Source organism: Anaeromassilibacillus sp. SJQ-1 (assembly GCF_046693725.1).
Classification (GTDB): domain Bacteria; phylum Bacillota; class Clostridia; order Oscillospirales; family Acutalibacteraceae; genus Anaeromassilibacillus.
The window spans coordinates 14,625-36,235 of sequence record NZ_JBKEIV010000047.1; the positions used below are offsets into that span (position 1 = coordinate 14,625).

Genomic DNA, 21,611 nt, shown 5'->3' on the forward strand with positions numbered 1-21,611 from the left:
CTGGACACTTGTAAGGAACATAAGTCATCCGATCAAGTAACAGTTGATCAGAGAGCCTGCGCAGGAAACACTGTAGGTACGAAAAACGCGCTGTGCGTCCATCGGTTTGAAGCACGAGTACCGGCATAATGCCGCCGGGCAATGCTCCAGTAAAGCATTGTGCAGTGACGATTGTGTAATCATGGACTGGACGCCGGAATAAGAGGGAAGGTTTCTTCCTGATAAACAAAGGACCTAATCCTGGGGATTCCCAGGATTAGGTCCTTCTATGTTTTATCCATCCATTTTGTGTATGTGGTAGGTTTGTGATGTCTGCCTCTATGAAGATTTCTGCTTGTTCTTGTAGGGCTTCCCCTGTGGAACGGAAAGCAAACTCTTTGCAGTCTGCTTTCGTAGGGACGCGAAAGGCGCTGTGCGTCACCGTGCTAGAATACAGGCGTCTACATGACGCTGCCGGGCCAGAAAGTGGTGAAACACTGTACAGTAACGGTAGCATAAGGCCTCTGAAAAAAGAATATGGAATATCTCTGACGGATAGCTTTTCTACATGCAAATATAAACGTATATCCTAATCGCATGTAGATGATTTGCCCCTATAGGAGCGAACCCATAGGAAAGCTAAAGCAGAGATATTCCACCCATATGACCCAGTAGGGGAGTTCGCAAACGAGAATGCGAATAACTCCTACTGGGTCAAACTTTTTACAAGCATAGGAATGCATCGTATGATGACGATTCATGTAGTAGCGGTTGGAAGAACGTGGGGAACCTCTTGGAGATGGTATAAAGTTTGTTCCCACCGTAGAAATCCGGTAATAATCGATAAATACCGGAATCATATTGTACAAAGAGTGAAAGTAGCTCGTATCCGATCAGGGCCTGGCAGTCAATGGCAGGGAACTTCCTTAGACATCAGCTATTCGATTTTAAGTAACCGCTGCTGGAAGAAAGACCGTGTAGGAAACACCGTAGGAGTGAAAGATGCTGTGTGTCTACTGGGTTAGAACATGGGCGTTTACACGATGCTGTCGGGGCAAAATGCGGTGAAACACTGACGGTGACCATTGGTTAAATGTCGGATACTTGCGAGAAACATAAGCCATTCGATCAAGCAACCGCTGCTGGAAAAGAACCAGTTTAGGAAACGCCGAAGGCGCGAAAGGCACTTTGCGTCCACCGGGCCAGAGCACAGGTGTCTATACGGCACTGCCTGGTCAGAATGGGGCGAAACACTGCACGGTGACCATTGGTTGAATATCGGACACTAGCGAAGGGTATAAGCCATGTGATCAAGGAATCACGGATGGAAGAGAGCCAGCGTAGGAAACACCGAAGGCGCGAAAGACGTTATATGTCCCAAATGGATAGGAAAACATTGAAATCGTGTTACGGAAAGAATGAAGGTAGCTCGCATTCGATCAGGTGTCTTGTACCCGATAACAGGGAATTTTCGTAGGAGGTACTTAAGATGTAAAAGATACAATGTGTTTGCCTATGATAGGAGAACATCGAAATCATTTGTGGAAGGAGCAAAAACAGCTGGTATCCAATCGAGTATCCGGTAACCGATAACAGGAAACTTACGTAGGGAATACCATAAGCACGAAAGATACTGTGCGTCCACCGGGCCAGAGCACAGGTGTCTATACGGCACTGCCTGGTCAGAATGGGGTGAAACACTGCACGGTGACTATTGGTTGAATATCGGACACTAGTGAAGGGTATAAGCCATGTGATCAAGGAATCACGGATGAAAGAGAGCCAGCATAGGAAACACCGAAGGCACAAAAAACGCTGTGCGCCCGACAAATGCCTTGTTGGTGGTAATCATATGAATGGATGAGAACAGAATAAAAAATACCTCTTTCGCAAAATAAAGGTCCCCACCCGGATAATTCCGAGTGGGGACCTTGCCCTTACAAGTTTTTGTAAAAATAGCCGCCAGAGATTCTATTAAGAGGTCTTTTAAAATGTGGTATGCTGAGTGGCATAGGAATAAGCCTCATAGAATAATAGAAAAAAGAACCGTATATTCAACCGGTTTATAAAAAGTTTGTTCATAAGGAAATACATACCGGTAGCTGCCATACAAAGATTTTTCATGTGGTATTTAACATAATATTGATTGATTTGAGTGGTTGCCGATATGTTTTGAAGGTCTAATACAATGGATAGGCCCATATAATTTTAAAGATACACGAATTACATAAAGTGTACAAAACATAATAAAAAATAATCAATTTATATGATTTTATAAGAAAAATTCTCATATATCGACAAAATATTAATTAAAATTTTCTTTTAATATATATATATATATATAAATTGTAATATATCAATAAAAAATAAATATTCATTAGATTTTAAATATTGATTTTTTATATTTTTATGATATACTAAAATCAAATCGCTGCAAGGGGGAGGAGCCTTGCATCAAAAATGCTTTTCAAAAAGAAAAGGAGGATATGTTATGCAAAAGACAAAAAAGAGTAGAGTCGTTTTGTCAGGAGTATCTGTATTAGTGGTATTAAGTTTATTAGCCGGAATGACGATGGCCTGGTTCACAGATACGGAAAAGGTCAGTGGGGATTTCGCTGCCGGCGTGCTGGACATCAGTGTAAAGCCAGGAGAGACAGGCGTGCAGGACCTTACATTTGAGAATTTACGCCCGATGCAGTTTGAAAATTTTGAAAAGGAACTGGCGGGCAATGGCAGCGGAAAATGGACCAACGATGTTACACAATGGAATACAACGGGCTTACATGAAAGCGATTATAATCCTATTCCAGCCTATTTTAAGCCGGTAGTTATTAAAAATGAGGGTACGTTGCCCACAAAAGTACAAATTTCTCTGAAAATGGTCGATGGCAACGACCAAGAACCTGTTTTGACTGAGGATGGTGTTACGATCACGCAGGGCAAGACGGAGAATTGTAAAAATGGCTTACAGGATGTTCTGAAAGTATTTGTTTATCTTAATAAAAATGGTATAAATAGTGGTAAGTGGAATCAAGTGAAGGATATTAACCTGAACACCGAATATGATGCAGACATCGCTGGAACTGCAGACGAAAGCCAGGATACATATATGACGGTGATGATCCCAGCAGGTGAGAGTGTGCGCTATATGGTCGCGGGCTATCTGCCGGAAACAGTTGGAAACCTGTATCAGGGGAAACATTTCCATGCAAAATTGGTCTTGAATGCCTATCAGATGGATGTGACCGATGTCAGTGATCCCGATGACGCGGAAATCGATTCCCTAGACCGAGACGATCTACAAAAGTTATACGATAAGATGGAACCCCTGGAGCAGGCTGGAGGAGAAAATTTCCTTCCCGATGCATGGGAAAAGTTTGAGGATGCTTTCAATAAGGCGGAATCTGTTTTAAAGGATGAGGACGCCACCGAGGATGAGATTCTGGATGCTTTTTATGGTTTGATGGACAACGCCCTCAATTTGGCAAATTCGGTTGCCTCTCCAACGGACATTCTGGATGCGGTGATCGCAAAAGCCGAAGCAGTCAATAGAGACATTGAAGCAGGTTTGTACCAAGAGACCGGTGTAGAAGCGTTCAAACAGGCTCTTGCCGAGGCGAAGGCGCTTGACAAGTATGCGCCCCAGGCGCAAATTCAAGCAGCCGCATTGAAGCTGAATGAAGCCATGGCAAACCTGCGGCTGAAGTCTGTGTCGAATGCGATTATGGCACCGTCGGCAACCGACAACGATGCGGTGGATGTAGAAATCGCTCTGTTCTTGACGCAGTATGTCGTCGAGAGAGACCATTTGGATACAATGGAAACACTCGAAGTGTTCTACAGCTTCCTGGGTGAGTAAAGAAACTACACGATCGGTTTGAAATGCAATAACAAAGGGGCCCCGGATTTTTCCGGGGCCCCTTTTGTGCGCTTTGGCGCGGCTCCGGTGAGATAGACGCCGACGCCTTTGGCGGGAAGTTGGGACGGAAACAGGAAAGTAATATACGGATATTTCAACGATTTTTAGTTGAAATGAACAAAATTAAAACCAATTTTTACCGAAAATATTCATGGCGATTTTGTTAGTTTATTCTTTCAAAGAATAAACCGGGGGGGGTAGAATATTATACTATCTATAAGTAAAAATTTCCTATTTACATTCTCGTGTCGCTGTGGGTTGGTGTGAGTGGCCCAAAAGGGGATGTAAAAAAGAAATGGAGGAAAAACAATGAAAGCAAAAAAGAGTAGAGTCGTTCTGTCAAGCGTATCCGTACTGTTGGTACTGAGCTTGTTGGCAGGCATGACCATGGCCTGGTTTACGGATACGGAAAAGGTGAACGCGAATTTCACTGCGGGCGTGTTGGACATCAGCGTGAAGCCGGGTGAAACAGACGTAACGGATCTCACGTTCGAGAATCTGCGCCCGATGTTGTACGACAACTTCTACAAGGAGTTGGAACCCAATGGCAACGAAAAATGGGTCAACGATGTGACCCAGGATAAGACAACGGACCTGGAGGACACGGATTATGCGCCGGTGCCGGCATACTTTAAGCCGGTGACCATCACCAATGAAGGTACACTGCCTACAAAGGTAAAGCTTTCTTTGGAAATTGCACAGGATTATGCCTGCAAAGAGGGCGAAAAACAATTCGTCGCAGAGGATCTGGCCAACGGCACAATGACTGCCTCCCAGCCGGACAGCCCGATTTGTGAAAACAAGCTGGAAAAGGTTCTGAAGGTATTTGTCTATAAGCAGGTGGGCGAAACTTGGACAAAGGTTGAGGACGTCAACCTGAACACAGCGTACGACGAGGCTAAAGCAAATCCGGATGAAGCAGCGTCGGGCAACACAGCGAAAGAGACGAACAATACATACATGACGACGATGCTTCCGGCCCAGGGCACAGCGACCTATGTGATCGCAGGTTATCTGCCGGAGACAGTAGATAACGCCTACCAGGGCAAGCACTATCACAGCAAGCTGGTGCTCAATGCCTATCAGATGGATGACACCGATGCCGGCGTTCCCGATGAGGGCGGGTCAAGTTCGACCGACCCCGAGGAGGCTGTGGCCATCAACTCGGAAGAGGACTTGAAAAAGATCGGCCAGAATATGGACGGCGATTTCGTATTGAATGACGATATTACGCTTACTTCGGATTGGACGCCTCTGGGTATGGACGGGGATTCGACAAAACCCTTTACGGGAACCTTCGATGGCCAGGGCCATACGATTTCTGGTTTGAATGTGTCTAAGAGCGATAAAATTTCAGTCGGCCTGTTTGCCGTCAATAGCGGGACGATTCAAGATGTCAACATTGTGGCAGAGGAAATTTTAGGGAGTTCCTCTGTTGGAGCCGTTGCTGGTTCCAATGAAGCAGCAGGCACCCTTTTGAATGTCCATGTCACCGCTGAGGGCGTTCGCGGGCAGTCGAATGTAGGCGGACTGGTGGGAACAAACAGAGGAAACGTCTCCCGCTGCAGCGCTGATACAACGGTAACGGTCACCGCTACCCAAGGCGTCGGCGGTTTTGCAGGCGACAATTCGGGGGTTATTGAGGAATCTTGGGCTGTTACGGGAATCAATGTCGATCAGCAGCAGAGTACGAATCTGGATGTAGGCGGTTTTGTAGGTTCTAACCAAAACAGTGGTACCATCCGCAACTGCTATGTGATTGCACGCGATACGATTGCCGGACTATTCAATGTTGGCGGCTTTGCAAGCCTCAACCAGTATGGCTCGACCATTGAGAACTGCTATGCGGTCACGACCGACAAAATTCAGTGCTCTGACACAGTTTCGGCCGGCGTTGCAGTGAATGAGAATGGAACCATAAAGAATTGTTATGCGGTTTCTACCGCTGCGGTAGGTAGCGGAGAGTTCCAGAAGGTCGAGGAGAGCGCGCTGAAGGGGACGCTCCCGCAGGGCTTTGACGCATCGGTTTGGACGGCCGCGGAAGGGGAATATCCGCAGCTGGCCAATAATCCGCAGGCGTAAAGGTTTGCATTTTTTCGGTTCATCTCATGGCTTTTTCGGAATAACTTCTGAGGGCTGTACAAAATTGCAAATAGGATCGCGCGGGGTGTGAACCGTTCAGCGATCAAAAAGAGGATGTCTCAAAACGATGGATTTTTTGATTCATGGGAGGGGCGTCCTCTTTCTGTTTCAAAAAAGATCTGAGTTTCTAAAAAGCGAGGGTATCCGGAAGTCTTTTATGGCTTTTGGGATACCCTCGTTTTGTGTATAAGGGGATACAGCAACCTCTAAGAATGATTGCAGAAAATTACGGTTCGTTTAACTTTTCAAAAATCAGCCAGTTAGCCAGACGATGGGGATGCGTTCGATCAGAAAGCGTAACGGACAAATGATAATCTTTTATAGGATGAGCCTCTAAAAATAGGAATGGACATATAAAATTTATAAAAAATATCTGGTTACTAATAAAAACCGTATAAAATAGTAAATTTATTTTTTCTATTATTAGATGGAGAGAAGAAAAAATGGTATAATGAATCCATAAAGAATGAAAAAATCATTCTTTATGGATCGTGGGCCAATGGAGGCCTAATGGAGGATATACGAAAAAGAAACGGAGGAAAAGCAATGAAGACAAAAAAGAGCAGAGTCGTTTTGTCGAGCGTTTCCGTGTTGCTGGTGCTGAGTCTGCTGGCAGGCATGACGATGGCCTGGTTTACGGACACGGAAAAGGTGAACGCAAATTTCACCGCGGGCGTGCTGGACATCAGTGTAAAGCCGGGTGAAACGGACAAAGGGGATCTCACGTTTGAGAACCTGCGCCCGATGTTGTACGACAACTTCTACAAGGAGTTGGAACCCAATGGCAACGAAAAATGGGTCAACGATGTGACCCAGGATGATACAACGGGCCTGGACGACGAGGATTATGCGCCGGTGCCGGCATACTTTAAGCCGGTGGTTATCAAAAATGAGGGCACACTGCCGGCAAAGGTACAGCTATCTTTGGAAGCAGGCGATGGATGCGAAGCAGGGGAACCGATCCTGACGGAAGACAACATTACGATCAAGCAGGACCCCGAAAAGATGCAGGATTGTGCAAACCGTTTGGCGCCGGTCCTGAAGGTGTTTGTCTACAAGCAGGTGGGCGAAACCTGGACAAAGGTTGAGGATGTCAACCTGAACACAGCGTACGACGAGGCCAAGGCAAATCCAGATAAAGTAGCGTCGGACAACACAGCGAAAGAGACGAACAATACATACATGACGGCGATGCTTCCGGCCCAGGGCACAGCGACCTATGTGATCGCGGGCTATCTGCCGGAGACCGTAAACAACGCCTATCAGGGGCAGCATTTCCACGGCAAGCTGGTGCTGAACGCCTACCAGATGGACGACACCGGCGCTGGCAAGCCGGACGAGGGCGGTTCCAGCTCGACCGATCCGGAGGACCCGGACCGTTTTAATGAAAATGTGACGATCGAATGGCGTGAAGGAACTGCGGAAGGTGACCTGGTACAAAGCCAGAATGAGACCGTAAAGAGCAATACTACCATTGCAGCTGTGAACTATGATGCGCCGGAAGGCTATGTGTACAGCCCCGAGGCGGCAGAACAGAAGACGGATGTAGTTGTGGATGAAAAGACTGGCGAAGCGACGCCAGGCAAGGTTATTTTCACGGTGGTGCCGGAAGAGGCGAAGGCGATTGAGTATGTGCTGTATTATAGAAATACAGTAGACGGTCAATTGCTTACCCAAACCGAAACGGTTTCACTGGAATATCCAGGGGAATACACCATTGTAGCCCCCAATGCGCCGGCGTCAAGGACCAGGGCGACAGAGAAGGATCGGATTTCCGCTCCGATTCCGGCGGGCTATGTGTTTGATCCGGATACGCAGGCCTATGATGTAGCGGTCAATGCGGAGGGAACAGCCACGCCCACGAGGATTACCTTTGATGTAAAACCGGAGAGTACAGAACCGACCGATCCGGACCCGGAGGAGCATCCGGAGGCGTATCAGGTGCGCGTAGACTTCCGAAATCAGGAAACAGGTATCCTTTTGGATCGGAGCTATTCCAAAACATATGGTGGTCTGACGAAAGGAGTCCACACCTTTACCCCGGTTGGCGAAGCACAGAATGACACCGAAGTTCTACATTATGTAACGGCGCCGGAAGGCTATGAATATGACCCGGCGGGACAGGACGCAAAATTTGTCACCATTCCGGCGGTAAAGGGACCGCAAGTCATCGAATTTACGGTTCAATACGTGGGTGGCGGAAGCACGGACCCGGAAGAGCCGGATAATCCAAATTGTGATCGTGACGACCATATTATCCGTGACGCAGAAGATCTGTACAACGTACGGCTGCATCCGCACTGCAATTTTATTTTCGCCAATGATGTAGACCTCAGCGAGGCCTATCCGAATTGGGAGCCCATTGGAGTATTGGAGCAAAAGTATGATCCATGGAATGGAACCTATTATGAGCCGTCTGAAAATGTGTTTACCGGGGATATGAACGGAAACGGGCATGTACTCACAGGCCTGAATGTCGGCACATTGAAGAGTTATAATGGCCTGTTCACCTATTCTGCCGGGACAATCCGCAATCTTACGGTGAACGATGCAAAAATCAACGCACACAGCAACTCCGGTATTTTGGTAGGTTGGAACGCCGGAAAGATTCAGAATTGTACGGTGAGCGGCAACGTAACGGCCGGGGATTCATTCGCAAATATTTGGGAAGTTGGGGGTATTACCGGATGGAACGATACCACCGGTGTCATCAGCGGCTGTGCATCTCTTGCCAATGTCAGTGGAAACCCCGCGAACCTGCCGGTTAATACTCCTGTACATTACTATTACGGTGGGGTTGCAGGGTCCAACAGTGGTACGGTGACAAATTGTTATTCGACAGGTACGGTCAAAGGAGCAAGGGCAGGCGGTCTGCTGGGGCTGAACCAGGGAACCATTTCAAATTGCTATACCACGAGCAGAGTGTATGCTTTGACCGACAGTTTCGGCAATGTGGATACTTCCACTCATCCGGTCATTGGATGGATGGAGGGAGGAACGGTTGGGAAGGAAACCATCTTCTTCCGGAAAGGAAACCTCTATCGCGGGGGCCGGCTTTATACAGGCTGGGATACTGATAAAGCCCGTGGCCAGGGGAAAACCGAAGAGGAAATGAAGACGGCTTCGACGTATACGGATGCTGGATGGGACACCGGCGTCTGGAACATTGTAGATGGCACTTATCCAACCCTTCAATAAGAAATGCGCAGGCCGCATGGCAACGGAAGGCCCCCGGTGAAAGCCGGGGCCTTCTCTTGTTTCCTTAAAGTAGCACATAGAAATTGAATTGAAAGGATAAATTTTTTAAAGAAAATATTATTGGAAAAAACAGAAGGAGATAGTAAACAAATTAGATAGATTTTAATCATATAAAAATAAAATTATATACAAATATTAAATATAATTGTCTTTTAGAAACAAATTGAAAGGACAACTATTATAATGTAATAAATAAGGATTTTTCAATAGAATCCTTATTGTCGTGGGCCGAATAGCGGCCTAATTGAGGATGTACGAAAAAGAAACGGAGGAAAAGCAATGAAGACAAAAAAGAGCAGAGTCGTTTTGTCGAGCGTTTCCGTGTTGCTGGTGCTGAGTCTGCTGGCAGGCATGACGATGGCCTGGTTTACGGACACGGAAAAGGTGAACGCAAATTTCACCGCGGGTGTGCTGGACATCAGTGTAAAGCCGGGTGAAACGGACAAAGGGGATCTCACGTTTGAGAACCTGCGCCCGATGTTGTACGACAACTTCTACAAGGAGTTGGAACCCAATGGCAACGAAAAATGGGTCAACGATGTGACCCAGGATAATACAACGGGCCTGGACGACGAGGATTATGCGCCGGTGCCGGCATACTTTAAGCCGGTGGTTATCAAAAATGAGGGCACACTGCCGGCAAAGGTAAAGCTATCTTTGGAAGCAGGAGACGGCTGCGAAGCAGGGGAACCGATCCTGACGGAAAACAACATTACGATCAAACAGGACCCCGAAAAGATGCAGGATTGTGTAAACCGTTTGGCGCCGGTCCTGAAAGTGTTTGTTTACAAGCTGGTGGGCGAAACCTGGACAAAGGTTGAGGATGTCAACCTGAACACAGCGTACGACGAGGCTAAGGCAAATCCGGACAAAGTAGCGTCGGACAACACAGCGAAAGAGACGAACAATACATACATGACGGCGATGCTTCCGGCCCAGGGCACAGCGACCTATGTGATCGCAGGCTATCTGCCGGAGACCGTGAACAACGCCTATCAGGGCCAGCATTTCCACGGCAAGCTGGTGCTGAATGCTTACCAGATGGACGACACCGGCGCTGGCAAGCCGGACGAGGGCGGTTCCAGCTCGACCGATCCGGAGGACCCGGACCGCTTCGAGGACAACGTGACCATCGAGTGGCGTGAAGGAACTGCGGAAGGTGACCTGGTAAAAAGCCAGAATGAGACGGTAAAGAGCGATACCACCATTGCAGCTGTGAACTGATGATGCGCCGGAAGGCTATGTGTACAGCCCCGAGGCGGCAGAACAGAAGACGGATGTAGTTGTGGATGAAAAGACTGGCGAAGCGACGCCAGGCAAGGTTATTTTCACGGTGGTGCCGGAAGAGGCGAAGGCGATTGAGTATGTGCTGTATTATAGAAATACAGTAGACGGTCAATTGCTTACCCAAACCGAAACGGTTTCACTGGAATATCCAGGGGAATACACCATTGTAGCCCCCAATGCGCCGGCGTCAAGGACCAGGGCGACAGAGAAGGATCGGATTTCCGCTCCGATTCCGGCGGGCTATGTGTTTGATCCGGATACGCAGGCCTATGATGTAGCGGTCAATGCGGAGGGAACAGCCACGCCCACGAGGATTACCTTTGATGTAAAACCGGAGAGTACAGAACCGACCGATCCGGACCCGGAGGAGCATCCGGAGGCGTATCAGGTGCGCGTAGACTTCCGAAATCAGGAAACAGGTATCCTTTTGGATCGGAGCTATTCCAAAACATATGGTGGTCTGACGAAAGGAGTCCACACCTTTACCCCGGTTGGCGAAGCACAGAATGACACCGAAGTTCTACATTATGTAACGGCGCCGGAAGGCTATGAATATGACCCGGCGGGACAGAGCGCAAAATTTGTCACTATTCCGGCGGCGAAGGGACCAGAGGTGATTGAATTCACGGTAAAAGAGGTTGGCGGCGAAGAGCCTGAGCCGGAGGAAAAGGAAGTTGTCATCCAGTGGTGGTGTGTTGACCCAAGCCATGAGTATAATTATAACCCGGATAATCCTGCTGCACATAAGAACGATCATGAAGCAGGCTCTGCCAACTACACTGTGACTCTCAAAGAGGGCGAGACGAAGACGATCTCTACAGCGGATGTTGGGCAGCCGGGAGGTAGATATTATATTGACCCAGATCCGCAAAGCGTCTCTGTGACGCTGAAAGACGGGGTTTTGCTTGATACGGAGACTCAGGAGCCCATTACAGATGTGCGGTTTACGGTAAAAGTAAGACGCGACGCAGATTACCTGTTAGGAGGAGACGGTTCAAGCCTTCATCCGTTTATGGTTTCCAACAGGAGTGAGTTGAGTAGAATTGAGGACCATATGTCTTCCCATTTCCGTTTGGTGAAAGATATCGATTTGAGCGGTTCCAATTGGATGCCGATTCACACGACTGTGAGCACTGGTGGGGTGAGCACTGGCTTCAGTGGGGAGATTGATGGACAAGACCATACGATCAAAAATATGAACGTTATGTTGGATTCTAGAACAGCGGGCGCCGGCCTGGTAGCCTATAATCGGGGCGGAACGATCAAGAATTTGAAACTTACCAATGCTTATGTACAAGCAGGCGCTATAATTGGTACAATTGCTGGACAGAATACCGGACTGATTGAAAATTGCAGTGTAGATACCTATATTTTTGCAACGAGTATAGCAAATACGAATTTTGGACAGGGCGTATTCGCAGGTGGAATCGTCGGGATCAACGGTGGTACCATTCGCGGATGTACAGCGGACGGGGAACTATATGCAAACTATTCCGGCTACACAGGCGATATTGCAGGATGTAATGTAGGAACAATTGTTTAATTACATGGGAAATCTAGGTTACCAGTTCGGGAACGCGCGTTAGTGATTTGACTGAATCTATATTTATGGAGCAAATTACCCCGGCAGGGATTTCCTGCCGGGGTTTTTGTGCTGCTTGAGATTAGGGATTGAGAACATCAACAGTGGAGAAGGGAAGTAAGGGCAGTCATTCTGATTTTTAACTCACCTTTTTGAAGATAAAGATAGGAAACATATGTATTTCCCAAACTTTATGGGAAATAGAGGGCGTTCCTTGTTTTGCCGCCGGGCGGCCGGTATCATGGGGCTGGCACCTAAAATAGAAGAGGAGGGGCAGAAGTTTATAAAAAAGAATGGGAACTTTTTATGTTGGGTGATACCTTTAGAGGTTTTTAAAGAGAATTGTGCCTATTGAAGCGGGAGAGGAGATCAAGGGCCTTTTCGTTGGACATGGCCGCTGGATGCCGGATGGGACACCAGCGTCTGGAACATTGTGGACGGCGCTTATCCAACCCTTCGATAAGAAACGCACAGGCCACATGGTAGCAGAAGGCCCCCGGTGAAAGCCGGGGCCTTCTTGCACCTGGTGGGAAAAGTACGTATAATAAGAAGCATGAATTCAGAACAAAGGAGATTCACAATGCCAGATATGAAAATGGTTGAGGTCCGTCCAGAACAGGTGGACGAGTTGGCTGCATTGGCCAAACCAATCTGGACCGACCACTTTACGCCAATCATTGGCGCGGAACAGACGGCCTATATGATCGAAAAATTCCAGTCCGCACCGGCCATGCGCGCGCAGATGGAGCATGATGGGTATCACTATTACTTTTTCCTGTATGATGGGCAGAAAGCGGGGTATACAGGCATCCGCCGTGATGGGGACAGCCTGTTCCTCAGCAAAATTTATGTCGAAAAGTCCTTCCGCCGCAGGGGACTTGCTTCTTTAGGAATTGCATTTATGGAGGATTTGTGCCGCCGCGAGGGCTTACGGAAGATTTGGCTTACAGTCAATAAAAACAACGACGGTTCCATTGCTTGTTACCGGGCGTGCGGCTTTGTTACAGCTTACCCGCTTGTGACAGATATTGGAAATGGGTTTGTCATGGACGATTATGTGATGGAAAAATGGATTTCTCCCCGGACGCTTTTGTATGTGGATACTTGTCTAAGGCCCCACAGCCGTACGCGCGAGCTGGCGGACGCTTTCCTGAAAGCCTATCAGAAGGCACACCCGAAGGACACATTGGATATAGTCCGCCTGGCGGAGGCAGACGTCCACTGTGTCCGTGGGGAGGAATTGGAGCATCGGGAAGCATTGAAACGTGAGGGCAAGGTGGATGCACCGGAGTTCGCCGAGGCACGCCGGTTTGCGGCAGCCGATGGGATTGTCATTGCCGCGCCGATGTGGGAACTGAGTTTTCCAGCAATGCTCAAAGCGTATATTGAGACGGTCTCCGTACCAGGCGTTACGTTCCGATATGGAGAAGGCGATACCGGCTGTGCCGGCTGCTGTAAGGCGAGCCGCCTGCTCTACCTGACGACACGTGGAGGAATCTATACCAAGGCGGCCGCCAGTCTGGAACTCGGTGAAAAGGAGCTAAAGGCCCTTTCGCAATTCTTTGGGATACCAGGTTTCGATTGCCTTTTTGTGGAGGGAACGGATCTGCTTCCGAAGGAAGAAGTAGCCGCACGGATGGACCAGGCAAAAAGTATGGCGGCACAGTTAGCGAAAGCGTGGTGAGTCGATGAACTTTGTAAGTGTTCTTTCCGAACAATTTCATCTGAAAAATTGGCAAGTCGAAAAGGTCATCGAACTGATCGACGAGGGAAACACCATCCCGTTTATTGCGCGTTACCGCAAGGAGGCGCACGGTTCCTTAGACGACCAAACGCTGCGAGAGATTGCAGAACGTTTGGACTATCTGCGCGGTTTGGAGAAACGCAGGCAAGAGGTTTCCGACCTCATTGCGACTGCGGGCAGCATGACGGACGAAGTAGCGGCAGCATTGGCAAGTGCGGTGACCCTGTCCGAGATTGAGGATATTTATCGTCCATTCCGGCCCAAACGCAAGACGCGCGCCTCTGTGGCACGACAGAAGGGGTTGGAACCCTTGGCCCAGGAAATCTACAGGCAAGATCCGAACGCCGCCTACCCTATCGACCTGGCGCAAGCTTATATTCACCCGGAGCTCGGTGTGGAGACGCCGGAGGATGCGCTCGCTGGGGCGAAAGACATCATTGCGGAATGGGTATCGGATGACGCGGGAATCCGCAAACGCCTGCGTGTTGTGACGCTGGCCCAAGGAGTGCTGGTAAGCAAGGCCGCCAAATCGGATGAGGAATCCGTCTATGAACCGTATTATGATTTCCGACAGCCTGTACGCCAATTGGCCGGGCACCGCGTCCTGGCGATGGACCGGGGTGAGCGCGAAGGGTTCCTCAAGGTCAGTGTGGAATTGGACCCATCCCGCGGGTTGAATATTGTCTATTCGGTCAGCGTCAAAGAGGGGTCTGCTTGTACTGATGCGGTGCGGGAGGCGGCGGAAGATGCATACAGCCGTTTGATCTTCCCGGCAATTGAGCGCGAGATCCGCAATACCTTGACGGAAAATGCGGATGAAGCGGCGATCAAGGTTTTTTCAGTCAACCTGCGCCAGTTGTTGATGCAGCCGCCGGTGAAGGGGCGTGTGGCGATGGGATTGGACCCGGGGTACCGCACGGGCTGTAAGGTGGCTGTAGTGGACGAGACAGGCCGCGTGTTGGACACCGGCGTGATCTATCCCACCCATTCCAAGGCGAAGGTGGAGGAGGCCAAACAGGTGGTCTCTGCCCTCATCCGGAAGCATGGGGTCCAGGTAATCGCCATTGGAAATGGGACAGCCAGCAAGGAGACCGAGCTGTTTACGGCAGAGGTCATTCACGAGTTGGGAACAGGCGTTTCCTATATGGTGGTGAGCGAAGCAGGAGCTTCCGTTTATTCAGCTAGCAAGCTGGCGGCCCAAGAGTTTCCGGACTTCGACGTAACCTTGCGCAGTGCGGTTTCGATTGCACGGCGTTTACAGGACCCGCTTGCCGAGTTGGTCAAAATCGACCCAAAGGCGATCGGCGTGGGGCAATACCAGCATGACATGCCGCCCAAACGCCTGAATGAAGCGCTCTCTGGCGTCGTGGAGGACTGTGTGAATACCGTTGGCGTGGATTTAAATACAGCTTCGCCCGCCCTTTTGGAGAAGGTATCCGGTGTTTCGGCGGCGGTATCGAAAAACATTGTCCAGTATCGTGAGGAAAACGGCGCATTTCAGAGCCGGGCAGAACTGAAAAAGGTGCCGAAGCTGGGGCCCAAGGCGTTTGAACAGTGTGCAGGATTTTTGCGCGTGAGTGAGAGTAAAAATGTACTGGACAATACCGCCGTCCACCCGGAAAGCTATGCGGCGGCAAGGGACTTGTTGGAGCACTGCGGATACAGCCTGCCGGATGTGCGTGCGGGAAAGCTGGGGGGATTGCGCGAAAAGGTATCGGAACTCGGCGAAGAGGCCGTGGCGCAATCTCTGGGAATTGGCGTTCCTACATTGCAGGATATTGTGACAGAATTGCTTCGTCCTGGACGTGATCCGCGCGACGAACTGCCGCCGCCCTTGCTGCGGACGGACGTACTGAGTATGGAGGATCTCAAACCCGGTATGGAGCTGATGGGAACGGTGCGCAATGTGATCGATTTTGGCGCATTTGTGGACGTCGGAGTCCATCAAGATGGGCTGGTACATATCTCACAGATCTGTGACCGCTATATCAAGCATCCGAGTGAGGTACTGAAAGTGGGGGATATCGTGAAAGTATGGGTGCTTTCCGTGGATATGAAAAAGAAACGGATTTCCCTCACGATGCGCCAGGCGGAAAATAGGGTGTGAATTTGACGATGTGGGACCCCTGAAAAGAGCGCTGTAAGAAGTGAAATCGGAACCGTTGTATGTTAGAATAGTGAAAATTCTATGAAAACAAATTAATGTGTTTTTTGGATGAAACCAAAGTTCGTATGATCTGTAGAAGTTTTAAAAGTTTTTTTGCATTTCGTTGCTGTAGTTGACAAATTTGCACAATGGGGGTTCCTTTTTATGACTACACATGGTATAATTATGAACAAATTATGAAAAGGAGTAGTCACCATGGAATTCTTTCAGCCTTATATCAACATGTTCAAAAACTATGCGACTTTTTCTGGTCGTACCCGCCGCAAAGACTTCTGGATGGCCGTCCTCGTGAACTTTCTGATTAGCTTGATTCTGAGCATTCTCACTGGGATTGCTTCGTTCTTTGGCATTATCCAGATGATTTATAGCCTGGCAATTTTGATTCCATTCCTCGCAATGTGGGCAAGAAGATTGCACGATACCAGCAAGAGCGCATGGTTCCTTCTGTTGGCGTTGATCCCCGGCATAGGTGCGATCATTCTTCTGATTTTTGCTTGCATGGACAGCCAGCCCGGCGCAAACCAGTATGGTCCCAACCCGAAGGGAATGTAATGCTTCATACATAAGCAGATAAAAGAGAATGCGTCTCGACCCGCCCGCAGGTGGGTTGAGACGCATTTTTGTTTCTGTATGGCGCCGGTTAAGGCTCTTCCTCCGGCTGTGGCGCAGGCTTCGTTACAGTCACCAGCTCAGCAAGGTGCTCTGCAGAGAGACCCTTTTGGAAACGGTCTTGGATGGTCAGCTCGTATTCGTTTTGCTCTTTGCTGAGATCGCCTGCATAAAAGGACAAGGTGAAAAGAGAGAAGTCCCCGGAATCCAGCCGGCTGGTGATTTCTTTGCAGCGCTGCGCAAAGGACTGCGCGCTGCCATCCTGTCCGAGCAGCCGGATATGGATGGACACATAGTCGTAGGGATGGAGCTCCTGGTAACTCTGCGGGATGTCGTTGACAGCTCCATTGAGGGAAACCTGTACCGACAGGGAAGAAATATCTTGGATGTCCCGCAGCTGTTCATAGCATTGGTCGCTGATCTGTTGCGAGATCGAAGCTTCTGCCTCATAGCGCCCCTGCCCATACGCATAGGCCACGGAACCAGTGGAAATCAGCAAACTCCCACCGACGATGCATAGGCAGAAGAATCCACTGAGAAAATCGTATTTTAACCGATCCTTTCGAAACAGAAAATTGCTCAAAAGAATCTCCACCCCCAACAGAATCAATAGGACGGGGGACCATTTGGCGGCGGTGGTCACCATCTCTATGTTATGAAAGAGGAGAAATAGCAGAACTAGGATACCACAGGCAATGAGGGCAATTCCCATTGTAAAGCTGCCCACCCGCCGTACTCGCTGTGGCTTCTCCGGGGGATGGATGGGATATTCAGGGACACTGTTCTCCGAAGGAGCCGGCGGCTCGGAAGAGGGGGCTTTATTTGTGTCCCAATCGATGACAGGATCTTCAGAGGAGGGTTGGGCAACCCCGGAGGAAATATCCATCCAGGTTTCATTCTCCATCATGGCCGTCACCTCCATATTCCACATAGTCCTGTTCGGGAAGGGTGTACTTCTTTTTCCCACCGGTCACCAGATACACGCCCAGCACAATGATTGCAGTGGCTACCAGGATAGTCGGCAGATTGTTTATCAGGTGATAGAGCCAAGGCATGGCATCTGAAATCCAGTACAGATAAGGCCCCATGACATTCTGGAAAAGAATCCACGCGCCAAGAAAAATACAGATGATTCCCACCAGCAAATGGCGCTTTTTTAGGACCTGCAGCCAGTCCTTTTTGAGAAGGCCGCCCATGTCGAACAGGAAGTGGTCTTCCTGAGCCAGCCGGTCTTCGTAAGGGATATGACGCAGGTTCATCGCATCGAAAAAGGAATAGAACCAAATGACGGGAAGGAACATCATTAAGAACGTGAGGTTAAAAAATCCAGAGAGGGCAAATACGAAACAAAAGAGCAGCATCAGGGAGGCCCCTTTTTTCATCAACCCTAAGTACATGTGTCCCGCCCCCGGGAATAAAGAGAATACAAAGGTCCAAAAACTACTTTTTTTCATTGCCGGTATCTCCTTTCAATTGGAAACTGTGAAAAAATTGTTGGATGCCGTCCGTCATCCGGTCGCCGATCTCCTTGGTTTTTTCAGAAAACTGTTGTGAAAAGGAGGTCAGATTTTGGAAGGGGTCCGGCGTTTGCGAGCTGGATGGAACGCTGAATGCGCCACCCAGCCAGAGGAGCATGGTGAGACAAGCCGCTACGCCTGCCGCCACATAGCGGTTTATAAAAAGTTGCCGCGCTCTCTGCCGGATACTGCGCATCACCGAAGGCTGGAGCGTGTCCGGAGCGGGGAGCAGTTCGTCCCCACAAAGACGCTCTGTATACCGTTCGGTACAATAGTCGCAAAAGGCCAAATGCTCTGCAATCTCCAGCCGGGCGAGCTCATCCGGTTCGCCGTGAAGGAGATCGTCAAACGCACAATCGGTCAAGTGGCCACCTGGGTCAAAATAGGCTTTCATCGGTCAAGCTCCTTTCCCAGCTGTTCGCGCAAAATTTGTTTGGCGCGATAGAGCTGTGTTTGTACGGTTTTTTTGGGCCGGTTGAGAAGTTTTGCAATCTCTTCAACCGGCTTTTCTTCGAAAAAATAAAGGATGGAGACTTTGTGATAGGGTTCCGGCAGCGCCCGGATACGCTCTTGGATACGGGTTTCTCCCTCTTCCGCGAGAAGCCATTCCTCGGGGCTGCCTTGCGCCGGCAAGGCGTCCATCGCTTCCTCGCCCGGAGCGGATACGCGGCGCGCATAGGCGCTTTTTAAATGGTCTTTGGCCTTATTGGTTGCGATACGGCAAAGCCATGGTTTATAGTGCTCGGGCGGACAGCGGTCAATGTTGCGAAAGGCGGAGAGAAAGGTCTCTTGCGAGAGATTCTGCGCCTCCTGATAGTCCCGTACCATCTGGAAGCAGACGGTGAACACCAGCTTTTCGTACTGTCCAACAAACTGCGAAAAAGATTCATTTGTCATAGTTGCCTGTGTCCACCCCCTCGTTTCCGCATATCCTTCACGGCCGTTCAGTGTATAAAACGAGGCTCTGGGCCGTTTGACTTCAACAGGAATTAAAAATATATTTTACTATATTGCTGGTAGGGATAACCTGCCGTTTTGCGGCAGCCGTTTTATCTTGGTGAATCGGGAAACAAAGAACCAACCGTATTTGGCAGCAGGAATAGCCTGCCGTTTTGCGGCAGTCGTTTTATCCTGGTGAACCGGGAAACAAAGAACCAACCGTATTTGGCAGTAGGAATAGCCTGCTGTTTTGCGGCAGCCGTTTTATCTTGGTGAATCGGGAAACAAAGAACCAACCGTATTTGGCAGCAGGGATAACCTGCTGTTTTGCGGTAGCCGTTTTATCCTGATGAATCGGGAAACAAAGAACCAACCGTATTTGGCAGCAGGAATAGCCTGCCGTTTTGCGGCAGTCGTTTTATCCTGGTGAACCGGGAAACAAAGAACCAACCGTATTTGGCAGTAGGAATAGCCTGCTGTTTTGCGGCAGCCGTTTTATCTTGGTGAATCGGGAAACAAAGAACCAACCGTATTTGGCAGCAGGAATAGCCTGCTGTTTTGCGGCAGCCGTTTTATCTTGGTGAATCGGGAAACAAAGAACCAACCGTATTTGGCAGCAGGGATAACCTGCTGTTTTGCGGCAACCGTTTTATCCTGATGAATCGGGAAACAAAGAACCAACCGTATTTGGCAGCAGGGATAACCTGCCGTTTTGCGGCAGCCGTTTTATCTTGGTGAACCGGGAAACAAAGAGCCAACCGTATTTAGCAGTAAGAATAGCCTGCCGTTTTGCAGCTGTCGTTTTATCTCAGTTATCCCAGATATAAGGAATGGATTCATTACCACATCCATAAACTAGCTTTCTTGTCGTTTTTTCGTGCCTCCTTGCGGTAGTTCCCCCTCCGGCTGTTTATCTGCTTCCTTGCCAAAAGAGAATGTTCATAAAAAACGGTTATACATGTGAGGTGTGCTGATAGACTTTAAGATTTTGAGAAATTTGTTTTTATCATTGACAAATATTTTGTATTATTATAATTTTGTACCAAATATAATTGGGCTTATTGTTTAAAATGAATCTTCTATTTTTCTTTGGTCGAGTTTATAATAAAAAATAGAAAGAAAGCTTTATCATGAGAACAATGTGCATATAAAGTACAGTCCCTTATATATGCTTTTTCCATTCTGAGAGGGCGGGAGGAAAATTGCCATGCATGCGGCAGAGCAAGGCTGGCCAGTCTGTCCTTTGCATAGGTCCATATCAGGAAACATATGAGCCTCGAATTAGCTCAATCGATGTTGTTCATCACAAAAATTGGCATTGACGGATAATTTTGTTCCTGTTTTTCCCTTGGATTGGAGCCGTATGGGCGCAACCGGCATGGGAATTTACATTTTGAGAGAAGAAAAGACTTATCGACGGTTGTAATGGCAATTTCAAGCGCAGTAGGACAATGGAGCCCAGAACCGGCTTCAAAGGCTGTAGGTCAAGCTTTAGGGCCGTTCTTCGGAGCTGTAGCCGCAATTGCACCCGATGACTATGTATATGGAAATATCCATAAAAGGTATAGGGAGGTCTATGTAAATGGTGTATTCTCCTACTATCAGACAGAATATACGGTTACAGCGTGGTTGCACCACGATGGAAAAGACATCTACGGTGGAGAAACCACAGAGTATTATGAGGGGACTTCTCCCATGCGCCTGGAAGCGTGAACGACTTAAATCTTTATAAAACTAGGGGAGGGATTCCTATGCAAACGGGGGATAAGGCCCTTTCCATCCTGTTTCGTCTATTGAGCGCTATATTGCTGGCAGGTGCGTTCTATATTGCACTTACAGGAGCATTTGGTCTTAGCCGGGCAGCGAGATGCGTGCTGCTTCTGCTGGTTGGAGCTTTTGCGTGCAAAGAGCAGCTTCGCCTTCTATGGAATCACTGGCGAAAGGGGACGGCGATCGATTGGAAGGACCCCTGGATACTGTTTCAGTTCTTTTTAGTGATCCTGTGGCTGGCGGTCTTCCTGGGGGTCTGGTTTTGAGTATAAGAAGGGGAAGCCGGCCAGCCGGCCGAGGGGGCGTTGTTCCGCCCGAACGAATGGCTGGAACCTCCTGCCGTTTTCGGTGGAATAGGGTTCCGAAAATGCGTTTGTAAACCGAATCCATACGGAAGAAGGGGCGGCTGCAAACCCCATTCCCAATGTTGCTTTGCAAATAAACTACAAAATATTTGCAAATAAACTACAAAATTTATTTTTGATCTCATTGCCAATAATTGTATAAATATGAGTATTAATAGGAGATAAAAAAACAACGAAGTAGATAACGCTACAACATATTGGCCGTACTAATGGAAGTATATACTCTAGCCTCTACTTATCAGGATGCAAAGACGTATACGGCAGAGCTCGTAAAACATTGGGAAAATAGAGATTTTAGATGAGAACCAGTCAAAGGTAGTTAAATAAATTAAG

16 protein-coding genes are annotated in these 21,611 nt (G+C 48.7%); 11 read left to right on the forward strand and 5 right to left on the reverse strand.

Going from position 1 to position 21,611, the window contains the following annotated elements:
- Nucleotides 1–24: 24 nt before the first annotated feature.
- Complete coding sequence (locus ACGCCZ_RS13610) at nucleotides 25–183, reverse strand: hypothetical protein (protein ID WP_411655044.1); 159 nt, start codon at nucleotides 181–183, stop codon at nucleotides 25–27.
- Between the two features lie 2,287 nt (nucleotides 184–2,470).
- Between ACGCCZ_RS13610 and ACGCCZ_RS13615 the strand changes: the two genes are divergently transcribed.
- From ACGCCZ_RS13615 to ACGCCZ_RS13655, 9 genes are all read left to right on the forward strand, one after another.
- The gene (locus ACGCCZ_RS13615; protein WP_054325043.1) at nucleotides 2,471–3,838 is read left to right on the forward strand and encodes a TasA family protein; all 1,368 of its coding nucleotides are present in this window, start codon (nucleotides 2,471–2,473) and stop codon (nucleotides 3,836–3,838) included.
- 369 nt (nucleotides 3,839–4,207) lie between these two features.
- Nucleotides 4,208–5,980 carry a TasA family protein gene (locus ACGCCZ_RS13620; protein WP_411656314.1) on the forward strand — a complete coding sequence of 591 codons (1,773 nt, stop codon included), beginning with the start codon at nucleotides 4,208–4,210 and terminating at the stop codon, nucleotides 5,978–5,980.
- Nucleotides 5,981–6,586: 606 nt separating this feature from the next.
- Nucleotides 6,587–9,238, forward strand: coding sequence for a TasA family protein (locus ACGCCZ_RS13625; protein ID WP_411656315.1), 2,652 nt, complete (start codon nucleotides 6,587–6,589; stop codon nucleotides 9,236–9,238).
- A 339-nt stretch (nucleotides 9,239–9,577) separates the two neighbouring features.
- Nucleotides 9,578–10,522 (forward strand): TasA family protein, encoded by a 945-nt coding sequence (locus ACGCCZ_RS13630; protein WP_411656316.1) that lies wholly within the window; start codon nucleotides 9,578–9,580, stop codon nucleotides 10,520–10,522.
- Nucleotides 10,523–10,541: 19 nt separating this feature from the next.
- On the forward strand, nucleotides 10,542–12,128 hold the full coding sequence (locus ACGCCZ_RS13635) for a hypothetical protein (RefSeq protein ID WP_411656317.1): 1,587 nt from the start codon (nucleotides 10,542–10,544) through the stop codon (nucleotides 12,126–12,128).
- Between the two features lie 383 nt (nucleotides 12,129–12,511).
- Complete coding sequence (locus tag ACGCCZ_RS13640; RefSeq protein WP_411656318.1) at nucleotides 12,512–12,670, forward strand: hypothetical protein; 159 nt, start codon at nucleotides 12,512–12,514, stop codon at nucleotides 12,668–12,670.
- A gap of 77 nt (nucleotides 12,671–12,747) precedes the next feature.
- Nucleotides 12,748–13,851 carry a GNAT family N-acetyltransferase gene (locus ACGCCZ_RS13645; RefSeq protein WP_411656319.1) on the forward strand — a complete coding sequence of 368 codons (1,104 nt, stop codon included), beginning with the start codon at nucleotides 12,748–12,750 and terminating at the stop codon, nucleotides 13,849–13,851.
- Between the two features lie 4 nt (nucleotides 13,852–13,855).
- Nucleotides 13,856–16,018 carry a Tex family protein gene (locus ACGCCZ_RS13650; RefSeq protein WP_054325006.1) on the forward strand — a complete coding sequence of 721 codons (2,163 nt, stop codon included), beginning with the start codon at nucleotides 13,856–13,858 and terminating at the stop codon, nucleotides 16,016–16,018.
- A gap of 255 nt (nucleotides 16,019–16,273) precedes the next feature.
- Nucleotides 16,274–16,630, forward strand: coding sequence for a DUF805 domain-containing protein (locus ACGCCZ_RS13655; protein WP_085531103.1), 357 nt, complete (start codon nucleotides 16,274–16,276; stop codon nucleotides 16,628–16,630).
- 88 nt (nucleotides 16,631–16,718) lie between these two features.
- Here ACGCCZ_RS13655 and ACGCCZ_RS13660 read toward each other — a convergent pair whose 3' ends face one another.
- The 4 genes from ACGCCZ_RS13660 to ACGCCZ_RS13675 are packed head-to-tail and all read right to left on the reverse strand — an operon-like array spanning nucleotide 16,719 to nucleotide 19,101.
- On the reverse strand, nucleotides 16,719–17,594 hold the full coding sequence (locus tag ACGCCZ_RS13660) for a DUF308 domain-containing protein (protein ID WP_054325008.1): 876 nt from the start codon (nucleotides 17,592–17,594) through the stop codon (nucleotides 16,719–16,721).
- On the reverse strand, nucleotides 17,581–18,141 hold the full coding sequence (locus tag ACGCCZ_RS13665) for a hypothetical protein (protein ID WP_085531114.1): 561 nt from the start codon (nucleotides 18,139–18,141) through the stop codon (nucleotides 17,581–17,583). The genes ACGCCZ_RS13660 and ACGCCZ_RS13665 overlap by 14 nt, the downstream gene beginning before the upstream one ends.
- A complete protein-coding gene (locus tag ACGCCZ_RS13670) occupies nucleotides 18,128–18,598 on the reverse strand; it encodes an anti-sigma factor family protein (RefSeq protein ID WP_411656320.1) in 471 nt (156 codons plus the stop codon). The genes ACGCCZ_RS13665 and ACGCCZ_RS13670 overlap by 14 nt, the downstream gene beginning before the upstream one ends.
- Entirely contained in the window at nucleotides 18,595–19,101 is a 507-nt protein-coding gene (locus ACGCCZ_RS13675; protein ID WP_411656321.1) for an RNA polymerase sigma factor, read from the reverse strand. The genes ACGCCZ_RS13670 and ACGCCZ_RS13675 overlap by 4 nt, the downstream gene beginning before the upstream one ends.
- 1,467 nt (nucleotides 19,102–20,568) lie before the next feature.
- Here ACGCCZ_RS13675 and ACGCCZ_RS13680 point away from each other — a divergent pair.
- On the forward strand, nucleotides 20,569–20,856 hold the full coding sequence (locus ACGCCZ_RS13680) for a hypothetical protein (protein ID WP_411656322.1): 288 nt from the start codon (nucleotides 20,569–20,571) through the stop codon (nucleotides 20,854–20,856).
- Nucleotides 20,857–20,894: 38 nt separating this feature from the next.
- Nucleotides 20,895–21,179 (forward strand): hypothetical protein, encoded by a 285-nt coding sequence (locus ACGCCZ_RS13685; RefSeq protein WP_411656323.1) that lies wholly within the window; start codon nucleotides 20,895–20,897, stop codon nucleotides 21,177–21,179.
- Nucleotides 21,180–21,611 lie beyond the last annotated feature (432 nt).

Excerpts from the sequence above, each read along its gene's own strand:
- ACGCCZ_RS13650 (WP_054325006.1), top strand. The coding sequence starts at position 13,856 with ATGAACTTTGTAAGTGTTCTTTCCGAACAATTTCATCTGAAAAATTGG.
- ACGCCZ_RS13655 (WP_085531103.1), top strand. The coding sequence starts at position 16,274 with ATGGAATTCTTTCAGCCTTATATCAACATGTTCAAAAACTATGCGACT.
- ACGCCZ_RS13660 (WP_054325008.1), bottom strand. The coding sequence starts at position 17,594 with ATGATGGAGAATGAAACCTGGATGGATATTTCCTCCGGGGTTGCCCAA.
- ACGCCZ_RS13665 (WP_085531114.1), bottom strand. The coding sequence starts at position 18,141 with ATGAAAAAAAGTAGTTTTTGGACCTTTGTATTCTCTTTATTCCCGGGG.
- ACGCCZ_RS13625 (WP_411656315.1), top strand. The coding sequence starts at position 6,587 with ATGAAGACAAAAAAGAGCAGAGTCGTTTTGTCGAGCGTTTCCGTGTTG.
- ACGCCZ_RS13615 (WP_054325043.1), top strand. The coding sequence starts at position 2,471 with ATGCAAAAGACAAAAAAGAGTAGAGTCGTTTTGTCAGGAGTATCTGTA.
- ACGCCZ_RS13680 (WP_411656322.1), top strand. The coding sequence starts at position 20,569 with ATGGCAATTTCAAGCGCAGTAGGACAATGGAGCCCAGAACCGGCTTCA.
- ACGCCZ_RS13630 (WP_411656316.1), top strand. The coding sequence starts at position 9,578 with ATGAAGACAAAAAAGAGCAGAGTCGTTTTGTCGAGCGTTTCCGTGTTG.
- ACGCCZ_RS13670 (WP_411656320.1), bottom strand. The coding sequence starts at position 18,598 with ATGAAAGCCTATTTTGACCCAGGTGGCCACTTGACCGATTGTGCGTTT.
- ACGCCZ_RS13685 (WP_411656323.1), top strand. The coding sequence starts at position 20,895 with ATGCAAACGGGGGATAAGGCCCTTTCCATCCTGTTTCGTCTATTGAGC.
- ACGCCZ_RS13620 (WP_411656314.1), top strand. The coding sequence starts at position 4,208 with ATGAAAGCAAAAAAGAGTAGAGTCGTTCTGTCAAGCGTATCCGTACTG.
- ACGCCZ_RS13675 (WP_411656321.1), bottom strand. The coding sequence starts at position 19,101 with ATGACAAATGAATCTTTTTCGCAGTTTGTTGGACAGTACGAAAAGCTG.
- ACGCCZ_RS13645 (WP_411656319.1), top strand. The coding sequence starts at position 12,748 with ATGCCAGATATGAAAATGGTTGAGGTCCGTCCAGAACAGGTGGACGAG.
- ACGCCZ_RS13610 (WP_411655044.1), bottom strand. The coding sequence starts at position 183 with ATGATTACACAATCGTCACTGCACAATGCTTTACTGGAGCATTGCCCG.